The sequence below is a fragment of the Paracoccus litorisediminis genome, from assembly GCF_009711205.1.
GTDB lineage: Bacteria > Pseudomonadota > Alphaproteobacteria > Rhodobacterales > Rhodobacteraceae > Paracoccus > Paracoccus litorisediminis.
Window position 1 is genome coordinate 608965 of record NZ_WMIG01000001.1, and the last position, 13831, is coordinate 622795.

At 66.1% G+C, this 13831-nt stretch carries 14 protein-coding genes; 5 read left to right on the forward strand and 9 right to left on the reverse strand.

The window, feature by feature from the left end; all coding sequences use genetic code 11:
* Positions 1-47: 47 nt before the first annotated feature.
* Together GL300_RS03105 and trxB are read right to left on the reverse strand one after the other, a co-directional pair.
* Positions 48-1757 carry a bifunctional sulfate adenylyltransferase/adenylylsulfate kinase gene (locus GL300_RS03105; protein ID WP_155038548.1) on the reverse strand — a complete coding sequence of 570 codons (1710 nt, stop codon included), beginning with the start codon at positions 1755-1757 and terminating at the stop codon, positions 48-50.
* A gap of 125 nt (positions 1758-1882) precedes the next feature.
* Complete coding sequence (gene trxB / locus GL300_RS03110) at positions 1883-2896, reverse strand: thioredoxin-disulfide reductase (RefSeq protein ID WP_155038097.1); 1014 nt, start codon at positions 2894-2896, stop codon at positions 1883-1885.
* Between the two features lie 165 nt (positions 2897-3061).
* On the opposite strand from trxB, the gene GL300_RS03115 reads away from it, so the two are divergent.
* On the forward strand, positions 3062-3559 hold the full coding sequence (locus tag GL300_RS03115) for an Lrp/AsnC family transcriptional regulator (protein ID WP_155038098.1): 498 nt from the start codon (positions 3062-3064) through the stop codon (positions 3557-3559).
* Here GL300_RS03115 and GL300_RS03120 read toward each other — a convergent pair.
* The 5 genes from GL300_RS03120 to lgt all read right to left on the reverse strand — a co-directional run bounded on the left by GL300_RS03120 (position 3556) and on the right by lgt (position 8082).
* Positions 3556-4524 carry a hypothetical protein gene (locus GL300_RS03120; protein WP_155038099.1) on the reverse strand — a complete coding sequence of 323 codons (969 nt, stop codon included), beginning with the start codon at positions 4522-4524 and terminating at the stop codon, positions 3556-3558. The two genes, GL300_RS03115 and GL300_RS03120, sit on opposite strands and share 4 nt — an antisense overlap.
* Positions 4521-5279 (reverse strand): hypothetical protein, encoded by a 759-nt coding sequence (locus tag GL300_RS03125; RefSeq protein WP_155038100.1) that lies wholly within the window; start codon positions 5277-5279, stop codon positions 4521-4523. Before GL300_RS03125 ends, GL300_RS03120 begins: the two co-directional genes overlap by 4 nt.
* A gap of 112 nt (positions 5280-5391) precedes the next feature.
* Entirely contained in the window at positions 5392-6156 is a 765-nt protein-coding gene (gene pgeF / locus GL300_RS03130; RefSeq protein ID WP_155038101.1) for a peptidoglycan editing factor PgeF, read from the reverse strand.
* Positions 6140-7198 (reverse strand): class I SAM-dependent methyltransferase, encoded by a 1059-nt coding sequence (locus GL300_RS03135; protein ID WP_155038102.1) that lies wholly within the window; start codon positions 7196-7198, stop codon positions 6140-6142. The genes pgeF and GL300_RS03135 overlap by 17 nt, the downstream gene beginning before the upstream one ends.
* A complete protein-coding gene (gene lgt, locus GL300_RS03140) occupies positions 7195-8082 on the reverse strand; it encodes a prolipoprotein diacylglyceryl transferase (RefSeq protein ID WP_155038103.1) in 888 nt (295 codons plus the stop codon). The genes GL300_RS03135 and lgt overlap by 4 nt, the downstream gene beginning before the upstream one ends.
* Positions 8083-8204: 122 nt before the next feature.
* On the opposite strand from lgt, the gene GL300_RS03145 reads away from it, so the two are divergent.
* Complete coding sequence (locus tag GL300_RS03145) at positions 8205-8477, forward strand: accessory factor UbiK family protein (RefSeq protein ID WP_155038104.1); 273 nt, start codon at positions 8205-8207, stop codon at positions 8475-8477.
* Here GL300_RS03145 and GL300_RS03150 read toward each other — a convergent pair.
* Entirely contained in the window at positions 8447-8767 is a 321-nt protein-coding gene (locus GL300_RS03150; protein WP_246195064.1) for a DUF6476 family protein, read from the reverse strand. The genes GL300_RS03145 and GL300_RS03150 overlap by 31 nt on opposite strands.
* Between GL300_RS03150 and GL300_RS03155 the strand changes: the two genes are divergently transcribed.
* The 3 genes from GL300_RS03155 (at position 8766) to GL300_RS03165 (ending at position 12666) form a co-directional block, all read left to right on the forward strand.
* Positions 8766-9824 carry an RluA family pseudouridine synthase gene (locus GL300_RS03155; protein ID WP_155038105.1) on the forward strand — a complete coding sequence of 353 codons (1059 nt, stop codon included), beginning with the start codon at positions 8766-8768 and terminating at the stop codon, positions 9822-9824. The two genes, GL300_RS03150 and GL300_RS03155, sit on opposite strands and share 2 nt — an antisense overlap.
* A gap of 46 nt (positions 9825-9870) precedes the next feature.
* On the forward strand, positions 9871-10776 hold the full coding sequence (gene rpoH / locus GL300_RS03160; RefSeq protein ID WP_155038106.1) for an RNA polymerase sigma factor RpoH: 906 nt from the start codon (positions 9871-9873) through the stop codon (positions 10774-10776).
* 873 nt (positions 10777-11649) lie between these two features.
* On the forward strand, positions 11650-12666 hold the full coding sequence (locus tag GL300_RS03165; protein ID WP_155038107.1) for a hypothetical protein: 1017 nt from the start codon (positions 11650-11652) through the stop codon (positions 12664-12666).
* 1 nt (position 12667) lies between these two features.
* On the opposite strand, the gene GL300_RS03170 is transcribed toward GL300_RS03165, so the two are convergent.
* Complete coding sequence (locus GL300_RS03170; protein ID WP_155038108.1) at positions 12668-13786, reverse strand: SPOR domain-containing protein; 1119 nt, start codon at positions 13784-13786, stop codon at positions 12668-12670.
* Positions 13787-13831 lie beyond the last annotated feature (45 nt).

Consider the following 13831-nt stretch of genomic DNA (forward strand, 5'->3'; position numbering starts at 1 on the left):
TTTCCCCCGCGATAGGCGAAGCCCGTGCCCCGGTCAACGTCGGCACCCTAATCAGCCCCGATCAGCCCCATCTGTTCCAGCTTCAGCAGCACCTGCTGGGCGGCGTAATCGACATCATAGCCTTCGGTCTGGATGCGCAATTCCGGGGCTTCGGGTACTTCGTAAGGGTCCGAGATCCCGGTGAATTCCGCGATCTTGCCCGCCCGCGCCAAGGCATACAGCCCCTTGCGGTCCCGCCTTTCGCATTCCTCGACCGAGGTCGCCACATGCACCTCGATAAAGGCTCCGTGATCCTCGATCATGTCGCGCACGGCGCGGCGCGTGGCGGCATAGGGCGCGATCGGGGCGCAGATGGCGATGCCACCATTCTTGGTGATCTCGGACGCGACATAGCCGATGCGCTTGATGTTGATGTCGCGATGTTCCTTGGAAAAGCCCAGCTCGCTCGACAGGTGCTTGCGCACCACATCACCGTCCAGCAGCGTGACCGGCCGCCCGCCCAGTTCCATCAGCTTGACCAGCAGCGCATTGGCGATGGTCGACTTGCCCGACCCCGACAGCCCGGTGAAGAACACCGTAAAGCCCTGCCGCGAGCGGGCCGGAGAGGTGCGGCGCAGCTGTTCGACCACCTCGGGAAAGCTGAACCATTCGGGAATGTCCAACCCCTCGCGCAGGCGGCGGCGCAACTCGGTGCCGGAAATGGTCAGCACCGTCTCATCCGCCGAGACCTCGGATTCGGGATGATACTGGGCGCGTTCCTGCACATAGACCATGTGCTGGAAATCGACCATCTCGACGCCGATCTCATCCTGATGCTGGCGGAACAGGTCCTGCGCCTCGTAGGGGCCGTAGAAATCCTGCCCCTTGCTGTTCTTGCCCGGCCCGGCATGGTCGCGCCCGACGATCATATGGGTCAGCCCGTGATTACGGCGGATGATGCCATGCCAGACCGCCTCGCGCGGGCCGGCCATGCGCATGGCAAGGTTCAGCAAGGACAGATGCGTGGTGGCATGGGGGTATTTGTCCAAGACCGCCTCATAGCAGCGGACGCGGGTGAAATGGTCGACATCGCCGGGCTTGGTCATGCCGACCACCGGATGGATCAGCAGGTTCGCCTGCGCCTCTCGCGCGGCGCGGAAGGTCAGTTCCTGATGGGCGCGGTGCAGCGGGTTGCGGGTCTGAAAGGCGACGACGCGCCGCCAGCCCATCTTGCGGAAATGCGCGCGCAATTCGTTGGGGGAATCGCGCCTGCCGCGGAAATCGTAATGCATCGGCGGCTGGATGCCCTTGATCGGGCCGCCCAGATAGACCGGCCCCGCGACATGATGCAGGTAATGGACCGAAGGATGCGCCTGATCATCCGCGCCATAGACCTGCACCGCCTCGCGCGATTTGTCGGGGCTGAACTTGTCGGTGACCGACATGATGGCAAGGACGACACCCTCGGCATCGCGCAGCGCGATATCCTGCCCCGGCTCGACACCATCGGCAAAGTCGTGGCTGACATCCAGCGTGATCGGCATCGGCCACAGATAGCCAGCCGACAGCCGCATATCGTCCAGCACGCCGTCGTAATCGGCCTGCGTCATGAAGCCCCGCAGCGGAAAGAAGCCGCCGTTCATCAGCAGCTCCAGATCGCAGGCCTGCCGGGGCGTCAGGTCCCATGAGGGCATCCGGCCCGCATCGGCTTTCAGCGTCTCGGCGGCTTCCGGGCTGACGTAAAGCTCGCGGATCGGGGCGTGGTTGGGCTGGGTCATCGGCACTCTCGGCTGGGTCACCGGCGCAATCTTGGCCATCCGCCGCCGTCCCGCAATCGCCGGAAGGTCGGAAATCGCGCCAGCTTGCGAAAAAGGGCTGCCCCTGCGGACAGCCCCTCATCAGGTCAGGCCGGGATTTCGGCCACGTCCGGGTTCGGCGCGCCGGCCATGTGATGCTCGGCCAGATATTTCTCGGCATCCAGTGCCGCCATGCAGCCCATGCCCGCGCTGGTCACCGCCTGACGGTAGACATGGTCGGTCAGGTCGCCCGCCGCAAAGACGCCGGGGATCGAGGTGCGGGTGGTGCCCGGCTCGACCTTCACATAGCCGCCGTGATGCAGTTCCAACTGATCCTTGACCAGTTCCGAGGCCGGGGCATGCCCGATCGCCACAAAGACGCCATCCGCGCCGATGACCTGCTCGGCCCCGGTCTTGACGTTGCGGACGCGCACGCCGGTCACGCCCAGCGGCGCTTCGGTGCCCTGCACCTCGGCCAGTTCGTGATCCCACAGCACTTCGACCTTGGGATGCTTGAACAGGCGGTCCTGCAGGATCTTTTCGGCGCGCAGGCTGTCGCGACGGTGAACCAAGGTCACCTTGCTGGCGAAATTGGTCAGGAACAGGGCCTCCTCGACGGCGGTATTGCCGCCACCCAGCACCACGACCTCGCGGTTGCGATAGAAGAACCCGTCACAGGTCGCGCAGGCGGAAACGCCAAAGCCCTTGAACTTCTCTTCCGATTCCAGCCCCAGCCAGCGGGCCTGTGCGCCGGTCGCCAGAATCACGGCATCGGCGGTGATCTGCGCCCCCGAATCCAGATGGGCGACGAAAGGCCGCACCTGCAGGTCCAGCTTGGTCACGGTGTCGATGAAGATCGCCGCCCCCATGGCGCGGGCATGGGCTTCCATGTTCAGCATCAGCTCGGGGCCCTGAATCTCGGTCGCGCCCGGCCAGTTCTCGACTTCGGTGGTGATGGTCAGCTGGCCGCCCGGCTGCATGCCCTGGATCAGCACCGGATTGAGCATCGCGCGCGAGGCATAGACGGCGGCGGTATAGCCGGCCGGGCCCGAGCCGACGATCAGGATACGGGTGTGCTTGGGCAGGGTTTCGGGGGCAGAAACTGCGGCGTCATGGGACATGGCAACTGGACCTTTCGCTTTTCCCGCCCTAGGTAGTCACCCCCGCCGCGCGATGCAATCCGCCGCAGGGGCCCGCCCGCGGGCGGAAAGAATATTGCGCAGCCCAGCCCGGCAAGATAGCTTCCGGCAAGATTTTCGGGCGATGAAAGGCCCAAGAGGAAAAGAATGAGCGCCGCCCGACTGGACGAGATCGACCGGAAAATCCTTGCCGAGCTTCAAGCCGATGGCCGCATGACCAATGTGGAACTGGCCCGGCGCGTCGGCATCTCTGCGCCGCCCTGCCTGCGCCGGGTCCGCGCGCTTGAGGAGGCCGGCTTCATCCGTGGCTATCACGCCGACATCAACCCGTCGGAACTGGGCTTCGACGTGCATGTCTTTGCGCTGGTCCGCCTTGTCAGCCAGTCCGAGCGCGACCTTGCCGCCTTTGAAGCGCTGGCCCGCGAATTGCCGCTGGTCCGCGAATGCCACATGCTGAACGGCGAGATCGACTTCATCCTGAAATGCGTCTCGCCGGATCTGCCGACCTTCCAGCGCTTCCTGACCGAAAGCCTGACCTCGGCCCCCAATGTCGCCTCGGTCAAGACCAGCCTTGTGATCCGCTGCGCCAAGGACGAACCCGGCGTCCCCTTCGAGATCGTCGAACTGCGCGCCGCCGCGGGCTAATCCGCGCCTGCCGCCTCGCGAAAGGTGAAATCCTCGGTCGCTTCGCGGCGCGCATTCAGCGCCGCCAGCAGGCCCTGCTTCACCTCGGCCCGGTTCTCGTCGATCATCATGCGCAGGTCGGCCTCGAATTCATCGCGGTTGAAATACTCGTCGATATTGACGATGGCCGCATCGGTTCCGAACCAGATCACCGCCGCAGCCCCCGCACCGCACAGCACGCTGGCAATCGGCCCGCCGGGCGAACAGATCGCGGCACCACTGGCCGCGCCGCCGCCCACGCCGGTCGCCTTGACCGCGCCCTTGGCGGCAGCTTTACCGGCAATTTTCGTGGCCATCTTCTTGGCCATCAGCGCGGCAGCCGCCTTGACCGCAGGCTGCGCCGTCAGGGTGATCGCCACCGCGACCGGGGCGGTCACCGCGATGCGGGACACCGCGTCCTGCTGGATATGCTGCGTCATCTCGCCCAAGGTGACCTTCGCGCCTGATGCGGCCAGTTCGTCGCTGATCTGCCCCTCCAGATGGTCGCGGAAGGTCGCGACAAAGCCCTGATCCAGATCGGCGGCGACACGCTCCAGCCCGGCGCCAAGCTGGGGAAACAGCCGCGTCTCCATCCCCTCGCCCATCTGGCCAAGGGCTGCGGCGCCCAGTTCGCTGTATTCGCCCAGCACGCTGTAATGGAAATCGGCATAGGCCGGGATGCCCGCATAGACCGGCGCAAAGGCAGCCTCCAGCAGCCCGTCCAGCCGCGAGGTCTGCGCGGCATAGGCGGCCTCTCCGGCGTCGTGGATCATCTGGCCCAGCCGGGTCTCCGGGATCTCATGCGTCACCGGCGCGGGCGGAGGCAGGATGCGGGCAACAATCGGATGGTCGCGCATCATGGCCATCACCGACAGCCCGATGACCAGCGCCGCCATCAGCAAAATCGCCACCCAGAAGCTGCGGATGAACAGCCCGCCCCGCTTCATGTCGCGCCGTCCTGCCGGGTGAAGTCCAGCACCGCGACGAAGGACCGCGCCGTGACAAAGGCGACCAGCGCCGCATCAAGGCTGAAGACCAGCCCGACCCATGCCGCGCCGCGATACTGCGCCGCCAGCCAAAGCTTCGCCGTGTCCAGCGCGGCGAAACCGCCCAGCGCCTCATCCAGCCATGTGCCCCGCGCCGGCAATTGCGCGATGACGGCAGAGACCGCCTCGGGCAGGCCCATGCCGGTAATGCCATGCGGGACCGGGATCACCGCCCAGTTCAGCCAGACCAGAGGAATCAGCCCGATCATCGCCGCCGCGCCGCTGCCGATGCGCTGACCCATCACCCGCGCATAAGGCGCGGTCAGTGATCGGCCCAGTCCCCGCTCGGCCATGATTGCCAGCAACCCGGACAACACGCATAGCGCCAGCAGCAGCCCCAGCACCAGGCCTTGGCTGCGCAACCCCGCCCAGGCCAGCACCGGCAGCCCGATCACCACCCCGGCCGTCGCGCCAAGCGCAGCCCCCAGCCGCCCGGTCAGCCAGAAACCCAGCCGCGATTCCGGCCGGATCGCCACTGCAAGTTCGGCCCGTCTGCGGCCCAAAAGCGGGCGATAAAACCCCAGCCAGATCGCCGCGCCCAAGGGGATCAGCGCCAGCGCGGCCCAGTCCGTCAAAGGATAGGCCAGCCGCCACAGCGCCAGCGGCACGGCCATGACCAGCAGCGCCCGGACCAGCCACAGCGCCATCCGCGTCATACGCCCCGCGTACAGGCGGCGTACGCCCTGCGCATGCATGTCACAGGGCAAATGTCAGCAAAATCAAACCGATGCTGGCCGCACTGCGCGACCAGCGCAGGCCGCCATTGCGTCACAGCGCAATGACCGAGATCAGTCGCCCGTAATCGGCCTCGTGCTGATGGGTGCTGCGCCGATAGGAATAAAAGCGCCCCGGATCGGCATAGGTGCAATGGCGGGTCCATTCGGCCTCGACCCCGGCCTCGCGCAGCCGCATCAGCCCGAATCCCGGCAGGTCGAACATCGGGCGGCCATTCGGCCCCTCGACGAAGAAACGATGATGATCATGGTCTTCGGCCAGAACCTCATCCATGAATTCCTGCCCGACTTCGTAATTGGCCTGACTGATGCAGGGGCCGATGACGGCGCGGATGCGGGTCGCGCCCAGATCGGCCATCGCGCCCACCGTCGCCTCGATCACGCCCGAAAGCGCGCCGCGCCATCCGGCATGAACCGCGCCGATGACGCCGGCCTGCGCATCCGCCAGCAGGATCGGCTGGCAATCGGCGGTCAGCACCGCCAAGGCCGTACCCGGCTGATCGGTGACGATCCCATCCGCACGGATCTTGGCAAAATCAGCCGGTTGATCGCCATTGCGCAGCACAGCAACATCCGGCGAATGGACCTGATGCACCGTGGTCAGCCGGTTCAGGGGCACGCCCATCGCCTCGGCGACGCGACCGCGGTTGATCGTGACGATCTCGCCCTGATCGCTGGAGCCGTAGCCGCAGTTCAGCCCCGAGAACAGCCCCGAGGACGCGCCGCCCTTGCGGGTGAAAAAGCCATGCCGCACGGGTTCGAGCAGCGGATGAGTCAGGATCTCAAGCGTCGTGTGCATAAGGCTCCAAGGGTTCGAAACCGGGCGGCACCGGGGCGCGGGACGCCCAGAACGCCAGAACTTTGAACAGGTGACCCATTTCCTCGGGCGCGGTCAAGCGATGAAGCGCGGCCCCTGCGCCGGCATCCCCCGCTTGCGTCAGCCGCTCGGCGCGGGCGGCAATCCCCAGCCGCGCCAGCCATTCGCCCTGTGTGACCATGCGCGAGGCCTGCGCCCCCGCCGCGATCGCGGCCATCGCCAAAGGTTGGAAATCGACATGGGCGGTCAGGTCGGCCTCGCCCGGATTTTCCAAGGGATCCTCGGGCTTATGAGCGCGCAAGGCCTGAAAAGTGTCGCCATGCCCGGCCCAGTTTCCATAGTCGATCACGATCGCGCAGCCGCCATGTTCGGCAATCCGCCGCGCCACTTCCTGCGCCGCCGGAATGGCCGCTGGGCAGGTCTCGCGGATCTGACCCAAGGGCGCATCCGGTCCCGGCACCGCCGGACCCAGTGCCAAGGCCAACCGCCCCTGATCGTCCAGCGTCACCATCCGCTTGGCCCAGCCATCCGACACGCGCTGGAACTGGTTGATCGGCAAGGCGTCGAAAAACTCGTTCGCGACCAGAAACAGCGGCTGCCGCGGCAGTTGCGCGGCGCTGTCCAGATGGGCGATGTCGCCCAACTTCTCGCGCTGGACCCGACGCAGATGGGCGGATGCCTCGATCAGCGTGACCTGCGCCGCATCCAGCATACCCGGCACAACACGGATGGTGCGCAGGATATCGGCCATCAGCGTGCCCCGGCCCGGCCCGATCTCGGCCAGCGTAAAGGGCGTGGGTGCGCCTTGGTCCAGCCAAGCCTGCGCCAAGGCCAGCCCGATCATCTCGCCGAACATCTGGCTGATTTCGGGCGCGGTGGTGAAGTCGCCCTGCGCGCCAAAGGGATCGCGGGTCGCGTAATAGCCATGTTCAGGATGCAGCAGGCAAAGCTGCATGTATTCATCCAGAGGCATCGGCCCCGACAGCCGGATCTGCGCCGCGATCAGGCGGCCCAGAGGCGTCATGCGACTTGTGCGACCGCCGGTCGCATCCGCGCGCGCAGGAAGAACGCCAAGCCGATCAGGATCATCGGCAGCGACAGCACCTGTCCCATGCTGAGGCCCCAGACCGGCCCGCCGATGACATGGCCCAGAGGATTGTCGGGCGTGATGAACTGTGCATCGGCCTGACGGAAGAACTCGACCACAAAGCGCGACAGCCCGTAGCCCATGACAAAGACGCCCAGCACCAGCCCCGGACGCCGCAGCGCGCCGCGACGGACCAGCGCGAACAGCACCAGCGCCAGCACCACGCCCTCAAGTGCCGCCTCATAAAGCTGGCTGGGATGGCGGGCGCATAGCCCGGTCACGCCGAAGCAGGCCTGCGCGGCCTCGCCCGGAAAGATCACGCCCCAGGGCAAATCGGTCGGACGGCCCCACAGCTCGGCATTGATGAAATTCGCGATCCGCCCCAGCCCCAGACCGATCGGGGTGGCCAGCGCCAGCGCATCGGCCAGCCGCAGCGGGACAATGGCGTGCTTGCGGCAATAGAGCCAGGCGGCCAATACGACGCCAAGAAAGCCGCCATGGAAGGACATGCCGCCATTCCACAATTGCAGGATCTGGCCCGGATTGGACAGGTAATAGCCCGGCTCATAGAACAGGATGAATCCCAGCCGCCCGCCAAGGACGACGCCCAGCACCACCCAGGTCAGCAATTCCTCGGCCTGTTCGGGACGCATCGGCGCACGGTCGCCCCATAGCGCGGGACGCCGCATCAGCCAGACCAGAATGCGCCAGCCAAGGATCAGCCCGACCAGATAGGCCAGTGCATACCAGCGCAGCGAAAAGGCCATGCCGAACAGGTGGATGGTAAAAATCTCGGGCGTAATGTCGGGAAAGGGGATCATGGGCTCCTCGGCATCCGGGCGCAGGCTAGCCGCGCGGGTGGGGGTGTCAACATGCGCCGCCCGATTGAACCGCGGCCCTGCCGGGGCCATATAGGGCGCAACCGGATTACGAAAGGCCCGCCATGACCGCCAATAACCGTTTCTTCGACGATCTCTCGAAATTGATGACCAATGCCATGGGCGTGGCCCACGGTGCCAAGGATGAGGCCCAGACCGCCTTCAATAGCTGGATCGACCGCTGGCTGGCCGATCGCGATTTCGTCACCCGCGAGGAATTCGAGGCCGTGCGCGAAATGGCGATCAAGGCCCGCGCCGAGAATGCCGCCCTGCAAGCCCGTCTGGACGCGCTGGAGGGCAAGGGCGTTCAGGGTGCGGCCACGGGCGCCGACGCCTGATCCTTCAGCTGGCCCTGCTTGTCGTAAAGCAGGACCTCTCCCGCGTCCGTCACCACCACGATCCAGTCGTGGGCAAAGGTGACGGCGGCGGGTTTCGCCCCCTCGGGCAGTGCGATCTGGTCTGGCAGTTCAGGCAGCGGTGCCTCGGACAGGCGCAGCCACAGCAGACCCACGATCGCCAGAACCCCGATTCCCATCACTGCGGCCAATGAGGTCACAAGGATTCGCAGCCAGCGCAGCATCGGCAGCATTTCCTCGGCCCCCGGTTCCGCCCTATCATCCCGTGCCATGCCCGATATCCTCATCCACGTCCCCGAGGGACTTTCCGACCGGCTAGATAAAGCCCTTGCCAGCCTCGCGCCAGAGGAGGCCGCGTTGTCGCGCTCTCGTCTGTCGAAACTGATTGCCGAAGGGGCGGTCAACGGCCCGCTGGGGCCCGTCACCGACGGCAAGGCGAAATCCGAGCCGGGCGAATACCGCGTCACCGTCGGCGAGCCCGAACCGCTGGAAGCCCAACCCGAGGCGATTCCCCTGACCATCGCCTATGAGGATGACGACCTGATCGTGGTCGACAAGCCCGCGGGCATGGTCGTCCACCCCGCCCCCGGCGCGCCGAATGGCACGCTGGTCAACGCGCTGCTGGCGCATTGCGCCGACAGCCTGTCGGGCATCGGCGGCGCGGCGCGTCCCGGCATCGTCCATCGCATCGACAAGGAGACCTCGGGTCTGCTGGTCGTGGCCAAGACCGACCGCGCGCATCAGGGGCTGGCCGCGCAATTCGCCGATCACTCGGCGCATCGCCGTTACCTTGCCATCGCGCATGGCATGATCGACCCGGCCGACGCCCGGCTGCGCGGGTTGAAGGGGCTGGTCTTTGAGCCCGGAGGTGTCCTGCGCATCACCACCATGCTGGGCCGCCATCCCAGCGACCGCCAGCGTCAGGCCGTCAGTTTCGACCGTGGCCGCCATGCGGTGACACGGGCGCGGCTGCTGGAAGCCTTTGGCACGCCGCCCTCGGTCATGCTGGTCGAGTGTCGGCTTGAGACCGGCCGCACCCATCAAATCCGCGTGCATATGGCCCATGCCGGGCTGGGGCTAGTCGGGGACCCGGTCTATGGTGGGGCGCGCAAGCCCTCGACCAAGGCGCTGGGGGCGGATGCGGTGGCGGCATTGACCGCATTCCCGCGCCAGGCCCTGCATGCCGCCGAACTGGGCTTCGTCCACCCGGTCACCGGCGAGACGCTGGCCTTCTCCAGCCCATTGCCGCCAGACATGGCCGCGCTGCTGGACATGCTGCGAGACGGGACTGCGCAAGGCTCTTCCCCGAGGGAACCCGGCGCGTCATGATAGCGTTCACACAGACCCGCCCGCGTGCGGGACAAGGGAATTTCAAATGGCCAATTACGAGAACCTTCCAGCTCCCAGCCCCGAACAGGGCCTGAACCGCTACCTGCAGGAAATCCGCAAGTTTCCCCTGCTGGAGCCGGAGGAGGAATACATGCTGGCCAAGGCCTGGGTGGATCATGAGGACCCTCAGGCCGCGAAACGGCTGGTGACCAGCCACCTGCGTCTGGCCGCCAAGATCGCCATGGGCTATCGCGGCTATGGCCTGCCGCAAGCCGAAGTGATTTCCGAGGCCAATGTCGGCCTGATGCAGGCGGTCAAGCGCTTCGACCCGGAAAAGGGCTTCCGCCTTGCCACCTATGCGATGTGGTGGATTCGCGCCTCGATCCAGGAATATATCCTGCGGTCCTGGTCGCTGGTCAAAATGGGCACGACCAGCGCCCAGAAAAAACTGTTCTTCAACCTGCGCAAGGCCAAGTCCAAACTGGGCGCGCTGGAAGAAGGCGACCTGCGCCCCGAAAACGTCACCAAGATCGCGACCGACCTGAACGTGTCGGAACAGGAAGTCATCGACATGAACCGCCGCCTGTCGGGGGGCGATGCCTCGCTGAACGCGACGGTCGGGGCGGGCGATGGCGAATCCACCGCGCAATGGCAGGACTGGCTGGAGGACGACACGGCCAATCAGGCCGAGGCCTTTGCCGAAGCTGATGAGCTTTCGGCGCGGCGCGAGCTGCTGATCTCGGCCATGGATGTGCTGAACGACCGCGAGAAAGACATCCTGATGGAGCGCCGCCTGCGCGACAACCCGATGACGCTCGAGGACCTGTCGACCCGCTACGACGTCTCGCGTGAGCGCATCCGCCAGATCGAGGTCCGCGCCTTCGAGAAGCTGCAGAACCGCATCCGCGATCTGGCCCGCGAACGCGGCATCCCAGTGCCGGGGAACGCCTGATCCCATCGAGACTCAGGAGTTGCCCTGCCCTGCCGCGCCGTCCAAGCCCTGCCCTGCCCGAACCGGGCGGGGCCGTCACCCGTCCCGCGATATTATCGGCAAGACCGGCGACGCATCCCCGACAGCCGGACATTGCATGAGGGATGAGCGGTTCGGCGAACCTGCGCTGGCCATAGGGGGACACCCCGCCCCACGCCAAATCGCGGATCGCAGACCCTGTGATGCCGCGAACAGCCGGGAACTGGCATCTGGCTTTGTTTCGATCCACCCCCTCGAGTTTCGTTCAGAATCATCGAATGACGTGGGGCGTCGTTGCATCGGAGCCGTAGGGCGGGACTCTTCGCGCTGCTTGACGCTCTCGAACGTTCCCCTGCCGACGGTCGAACACAGTTCGGAGCACCCATGGCTGGCATCGTCGCCGAATCGGTGGGTCGCGGCGAATAGGGAAGCGCGGCCTTTATCTCGATCCAGCCAGCAATCGATCCGTAAGATTGGCAGTGTCATTAGGGTCAGAGGAAGGGCCGTCATTTCTCGTACCTCGCCCCGACACCCTCCCGTGTTGAGCGATCTAACTGGCGGGGATTTCCGCAAGCCACATCCGACCGGTTCACCCGATCTGATCAACGTGTGGTGCAGACAAACCCTTCTTGTCAGGGGCAGCACTGCTACCCTCGCCCGCCCGGTGCTTTCAGGCATCGCCAAAGCCTCTCGCCCATCAGAACCCGATCGCACCCGCCCCCTGCCGGGACATCAGACACGCAATCGCCGCGTGGCTTTGATGCTGATCGCAAGCCTGCCCCCGATAGCCCATGTTGACCGCCGCAACGGCTTGCCTATGCTCGGCATCATGCAGCGGAGTTCCGTGACGCAGGCATGACGGCGCTAGACAAATATCAACGGCTTGAAGCCGCAGGACGCTGGCGCGGGTCGGCCGAAGCCGAGTTGCGCGACGTGATCGTCTCGTTCGGCGACGCGACCATCGTGCTGACGGACCTTCGCACCGAAATTCCCCTGTCGCATTGGTCCCTGCCTGCGGTCATGCGGCTTAATCCGGGCAAGATTCCGGCGCAATATGCCCCCGGCCCCGACGATGCCGAAATGGTCGAGGTCGACGATGAGCTGATGATCGCCGCCATCGAAAAGGTGCATGACGTGATCGAGGCGAACCGGCCTCATCGCGGCAGGCTGCGCGGCTGGATGGTGCTGCTGGGTCTGCTGATCGCGGCGGGGGCCGGGGCGGCCTGGGGGCCATCCGCGCTGCTGCGACATGCCGCCGATATCGCGCCCCCAGCCCAGCGCGCCGAGATCGGGCGGCTGGTTTTGGCCGATCTTGAAAAGACCGCCGGAACCGCGTGTTCCCGTCCGGCAGGCGACATGGTGCGCCACAAGCTGGCGGCCCGCCTGCTTGGCCCCGAGGCCGATATCGTCGTCCTGCCCACTGCCCAGCAGGGCGCGCGACGGCTGCCGGGTCCGATTACCGTGATCGGCACCGATCTGATCGGCGAAGGCGCGACGCCCGAGATTCTGGCCGGTCACCTTCTGGCCGCACAGGCCCGCGCGGCTGAAAGCGACCCGATGCTGGAGGCGTTGCGTCAAGTCGGTCCGCGCGGCACCGTGCAATTGCTGACCAATGGCTCCCTGCCGCCCGCGGCGCTTTCTGGCTATGCCGAAAAGCTTCTGGCAGGGCCACCGCCCCGCCCCGAGGACGAGCCGCTCCTGGGGTTCTTTGCCCGTGCCGGCGTCTCAAGCGAGCCCTATGCCCGCGCGCTGGACCCAACCGGAGAGGCCGTGCTGGGCCTGATCGAGGCCGACCCGTTCCGCACGGCCACGCCCAAACCGGTGTTGGGCGAGCGCGACTGGGCGGCGCTGCGCCAGATCTGCGACCAGTAGCCTAACGCGGCACGGCTTGCGCAAAGCCTGCCTTGCGCAGTTTTGCCAGCGCTTGTGACAGCGCGTCAGGGCTTGCAAATGGCCCGGCCAGCAGGATCTGCGTATCCGCCCCGCGCTCGGCCAAACGCGCGCGCAGGACGGGATAGCCCAGCATCGCGACACGGCGGGCCAGTTCCGCAGCCTCGGCGCTGGTCTTGAAACTGGTGATCTGGACGTGGCGCGCGCCCTTGGGCACGGCTGGGGCCTGCGGCTTTGCCGGTGCTTTTTCAGGTTCCTTGGGAGGCTCCTTTGCCGCTGCTGGTTTTGCCTGCGCCGCGATGGGCTGCTTGACCGGTTGAACCTTGGCCGGACTCTGAGCTTGGGTGGATTTCTTATTTTCAGCGATTGCCTTTGCGACCGCCGGGACAGACTTCACCTTTGGAACCTGCTTGGGGGGTGCCTTGGCTTCAGCCTTGGGTTTGGCAGTCGAAGCCGTCGGCTTGCTGGACACTGCAGGGGCAGATTTCGCACGCCCCAAGGGTCGGGCGAAGGCCAGCCGCGACAGGTCTGGTGTACGCAAGCCCGCGCAGAAGCCTTGTGTCGGATCGCGCGTGTCCTTGCCGCCCGCCCGGCTGTCATGGCCCAGCAACCGGCACAGCCGCAGGTTCGGATGAATCTCTCGGCTCATTTCGGCACGGATGGCGGGGGCTGCGCGCAAGGCCGCCTTCAGATCGTCCAGCGGCGCGGTCGAGGCGTGTTCAGGGCCCATATCTGGCAAGACCTCGGGCGATTGCGGATCACCAACCAACTCGCCGGGTTGCAGATTGGTCAGGACCGTGCGCGCCAGTTTCTCGTTCAGGATCTGGGCGCGGGTCTTACCCGCATCGGGGTCCAGCGCCTGCAATTTGGGCCGCCCGTCCGCCCCCCGGATCGAGAGCGAGGGCGGGTAGCCACAGGTTGGGCTGCCGTCACGCGCCAGCCGCGCCGACCAGCCGTCATTGACCCGCTGAAAGACGCAGCCCTTGCTGTCGATATATTGCCGTCCGGGGAAATCGGGGGGCGGCAACTCGGCCGGGGCAAGGGCCAGCGCCGCCAAAGGCAGGAACAGCCCCGCCAAGAACCAGAACCATGAAAACCGCATTCACCCTGCCCCCGATCAGCCCTTGCGCAAAGGGGATACGACGGC

Bases quoted from the DNA above. Each gene is read 5' to 3' on its own strand.
- GL300_RS03105 (WP_155038548.1), bottom strand. From the start codon at position 1,757: ATGACCCAGCCCAACCACGCCCCGATCCGCGAGCTTTACGTCAGCCCG.
- trxB (WP_155038097.1), bottom strand. From the start codon at position 2,896: ATGTCCCATGACGCCGCAGTTTCTGCCCCCGAAACCCTGCCCAAGCAC.
- GL300_RS03115 (WP_155038098.1), top strand. From the start codon at position 3,062: ATGAGCGCCGCCCGACTGGACGAGATCGACCGGAAAATCCTTGCCGAG.
- GL300_RS03120 (WP_155038099.1), bottom strand. From the start codon at position 4,524: ATGAAGCGGGGCGGGCTGTTCATCCGCAGCTTCTGGGTGGCGATTTTG.
- GL300_RS03125 (WP_155038100.1), bottom strand. From the start codon at position 5,279: ATGACGCGGATGGCGCTGTGGCTGGTCCGGGCGCTGCTGGTCATGGCC.
- pgeF (WP_155038101.1), bottom strand. From the start codon at position 6,156: ATGCACACGACGCTTGAGATCCTGACTCATCCGCTGCTCGAACCCGTG.
- GL300_RS03135 (WP_155038102.1), bottom strand. From the start codon at position 7,198: ATGACGCCTCTGGGCCGCCTGATCGCGGCGCAGATCCGGCTGTCGGGG.
- lgt (WP_155038103.1), bottom strand. From the start codon at position 8,082: ATGATCCCCTTTCCCGACATTACGCCCGAGATTTTTACCATCCACCTG.
- GL300_RS03145 (WP_155038104.1), top strand. From the start codon at position 8,205: ATGACCGCCAATAACCGTTTCTTCGACGATCTCTCGAAATTGATGACC.
- GL300_RS03155 (WP_155038105.1), top strand. From the start codon at position 8,766: ATGCCCGATATCCTCATCCACGTCCCCGAGGGACTTTCCGACCGGCTA.
- GL300_RS03150 (WP_246195064.1), bottom strand. From the start codon at position 8,767: ATGGCACGGGATGATAGGGCGGAACCGGGGGCCGAGGAAATGCTGCCG.
- rpoH (WP_155038106.1), top strand. From the start codon at position 9,871: ATGGCCAATTACGAGAACCTTCCAGCTCCCAGCCCCGAACAGGGCCTG.
- GL300_RS03165 (WP_155038107.1), top strand. From the start codon at position 11,650: ATGACGGCGCTAGACAAATATCAACGGCTTGAAGCCGCAGGACGCTGG.
- GL300_RS03170 (WP_155038108.1), bottom strand. From the start codon at position 13,786: ATGCGGTTTTCATGGTTCTGGTTCTTGGCGGGGCTGTTCCTGCCTTTG.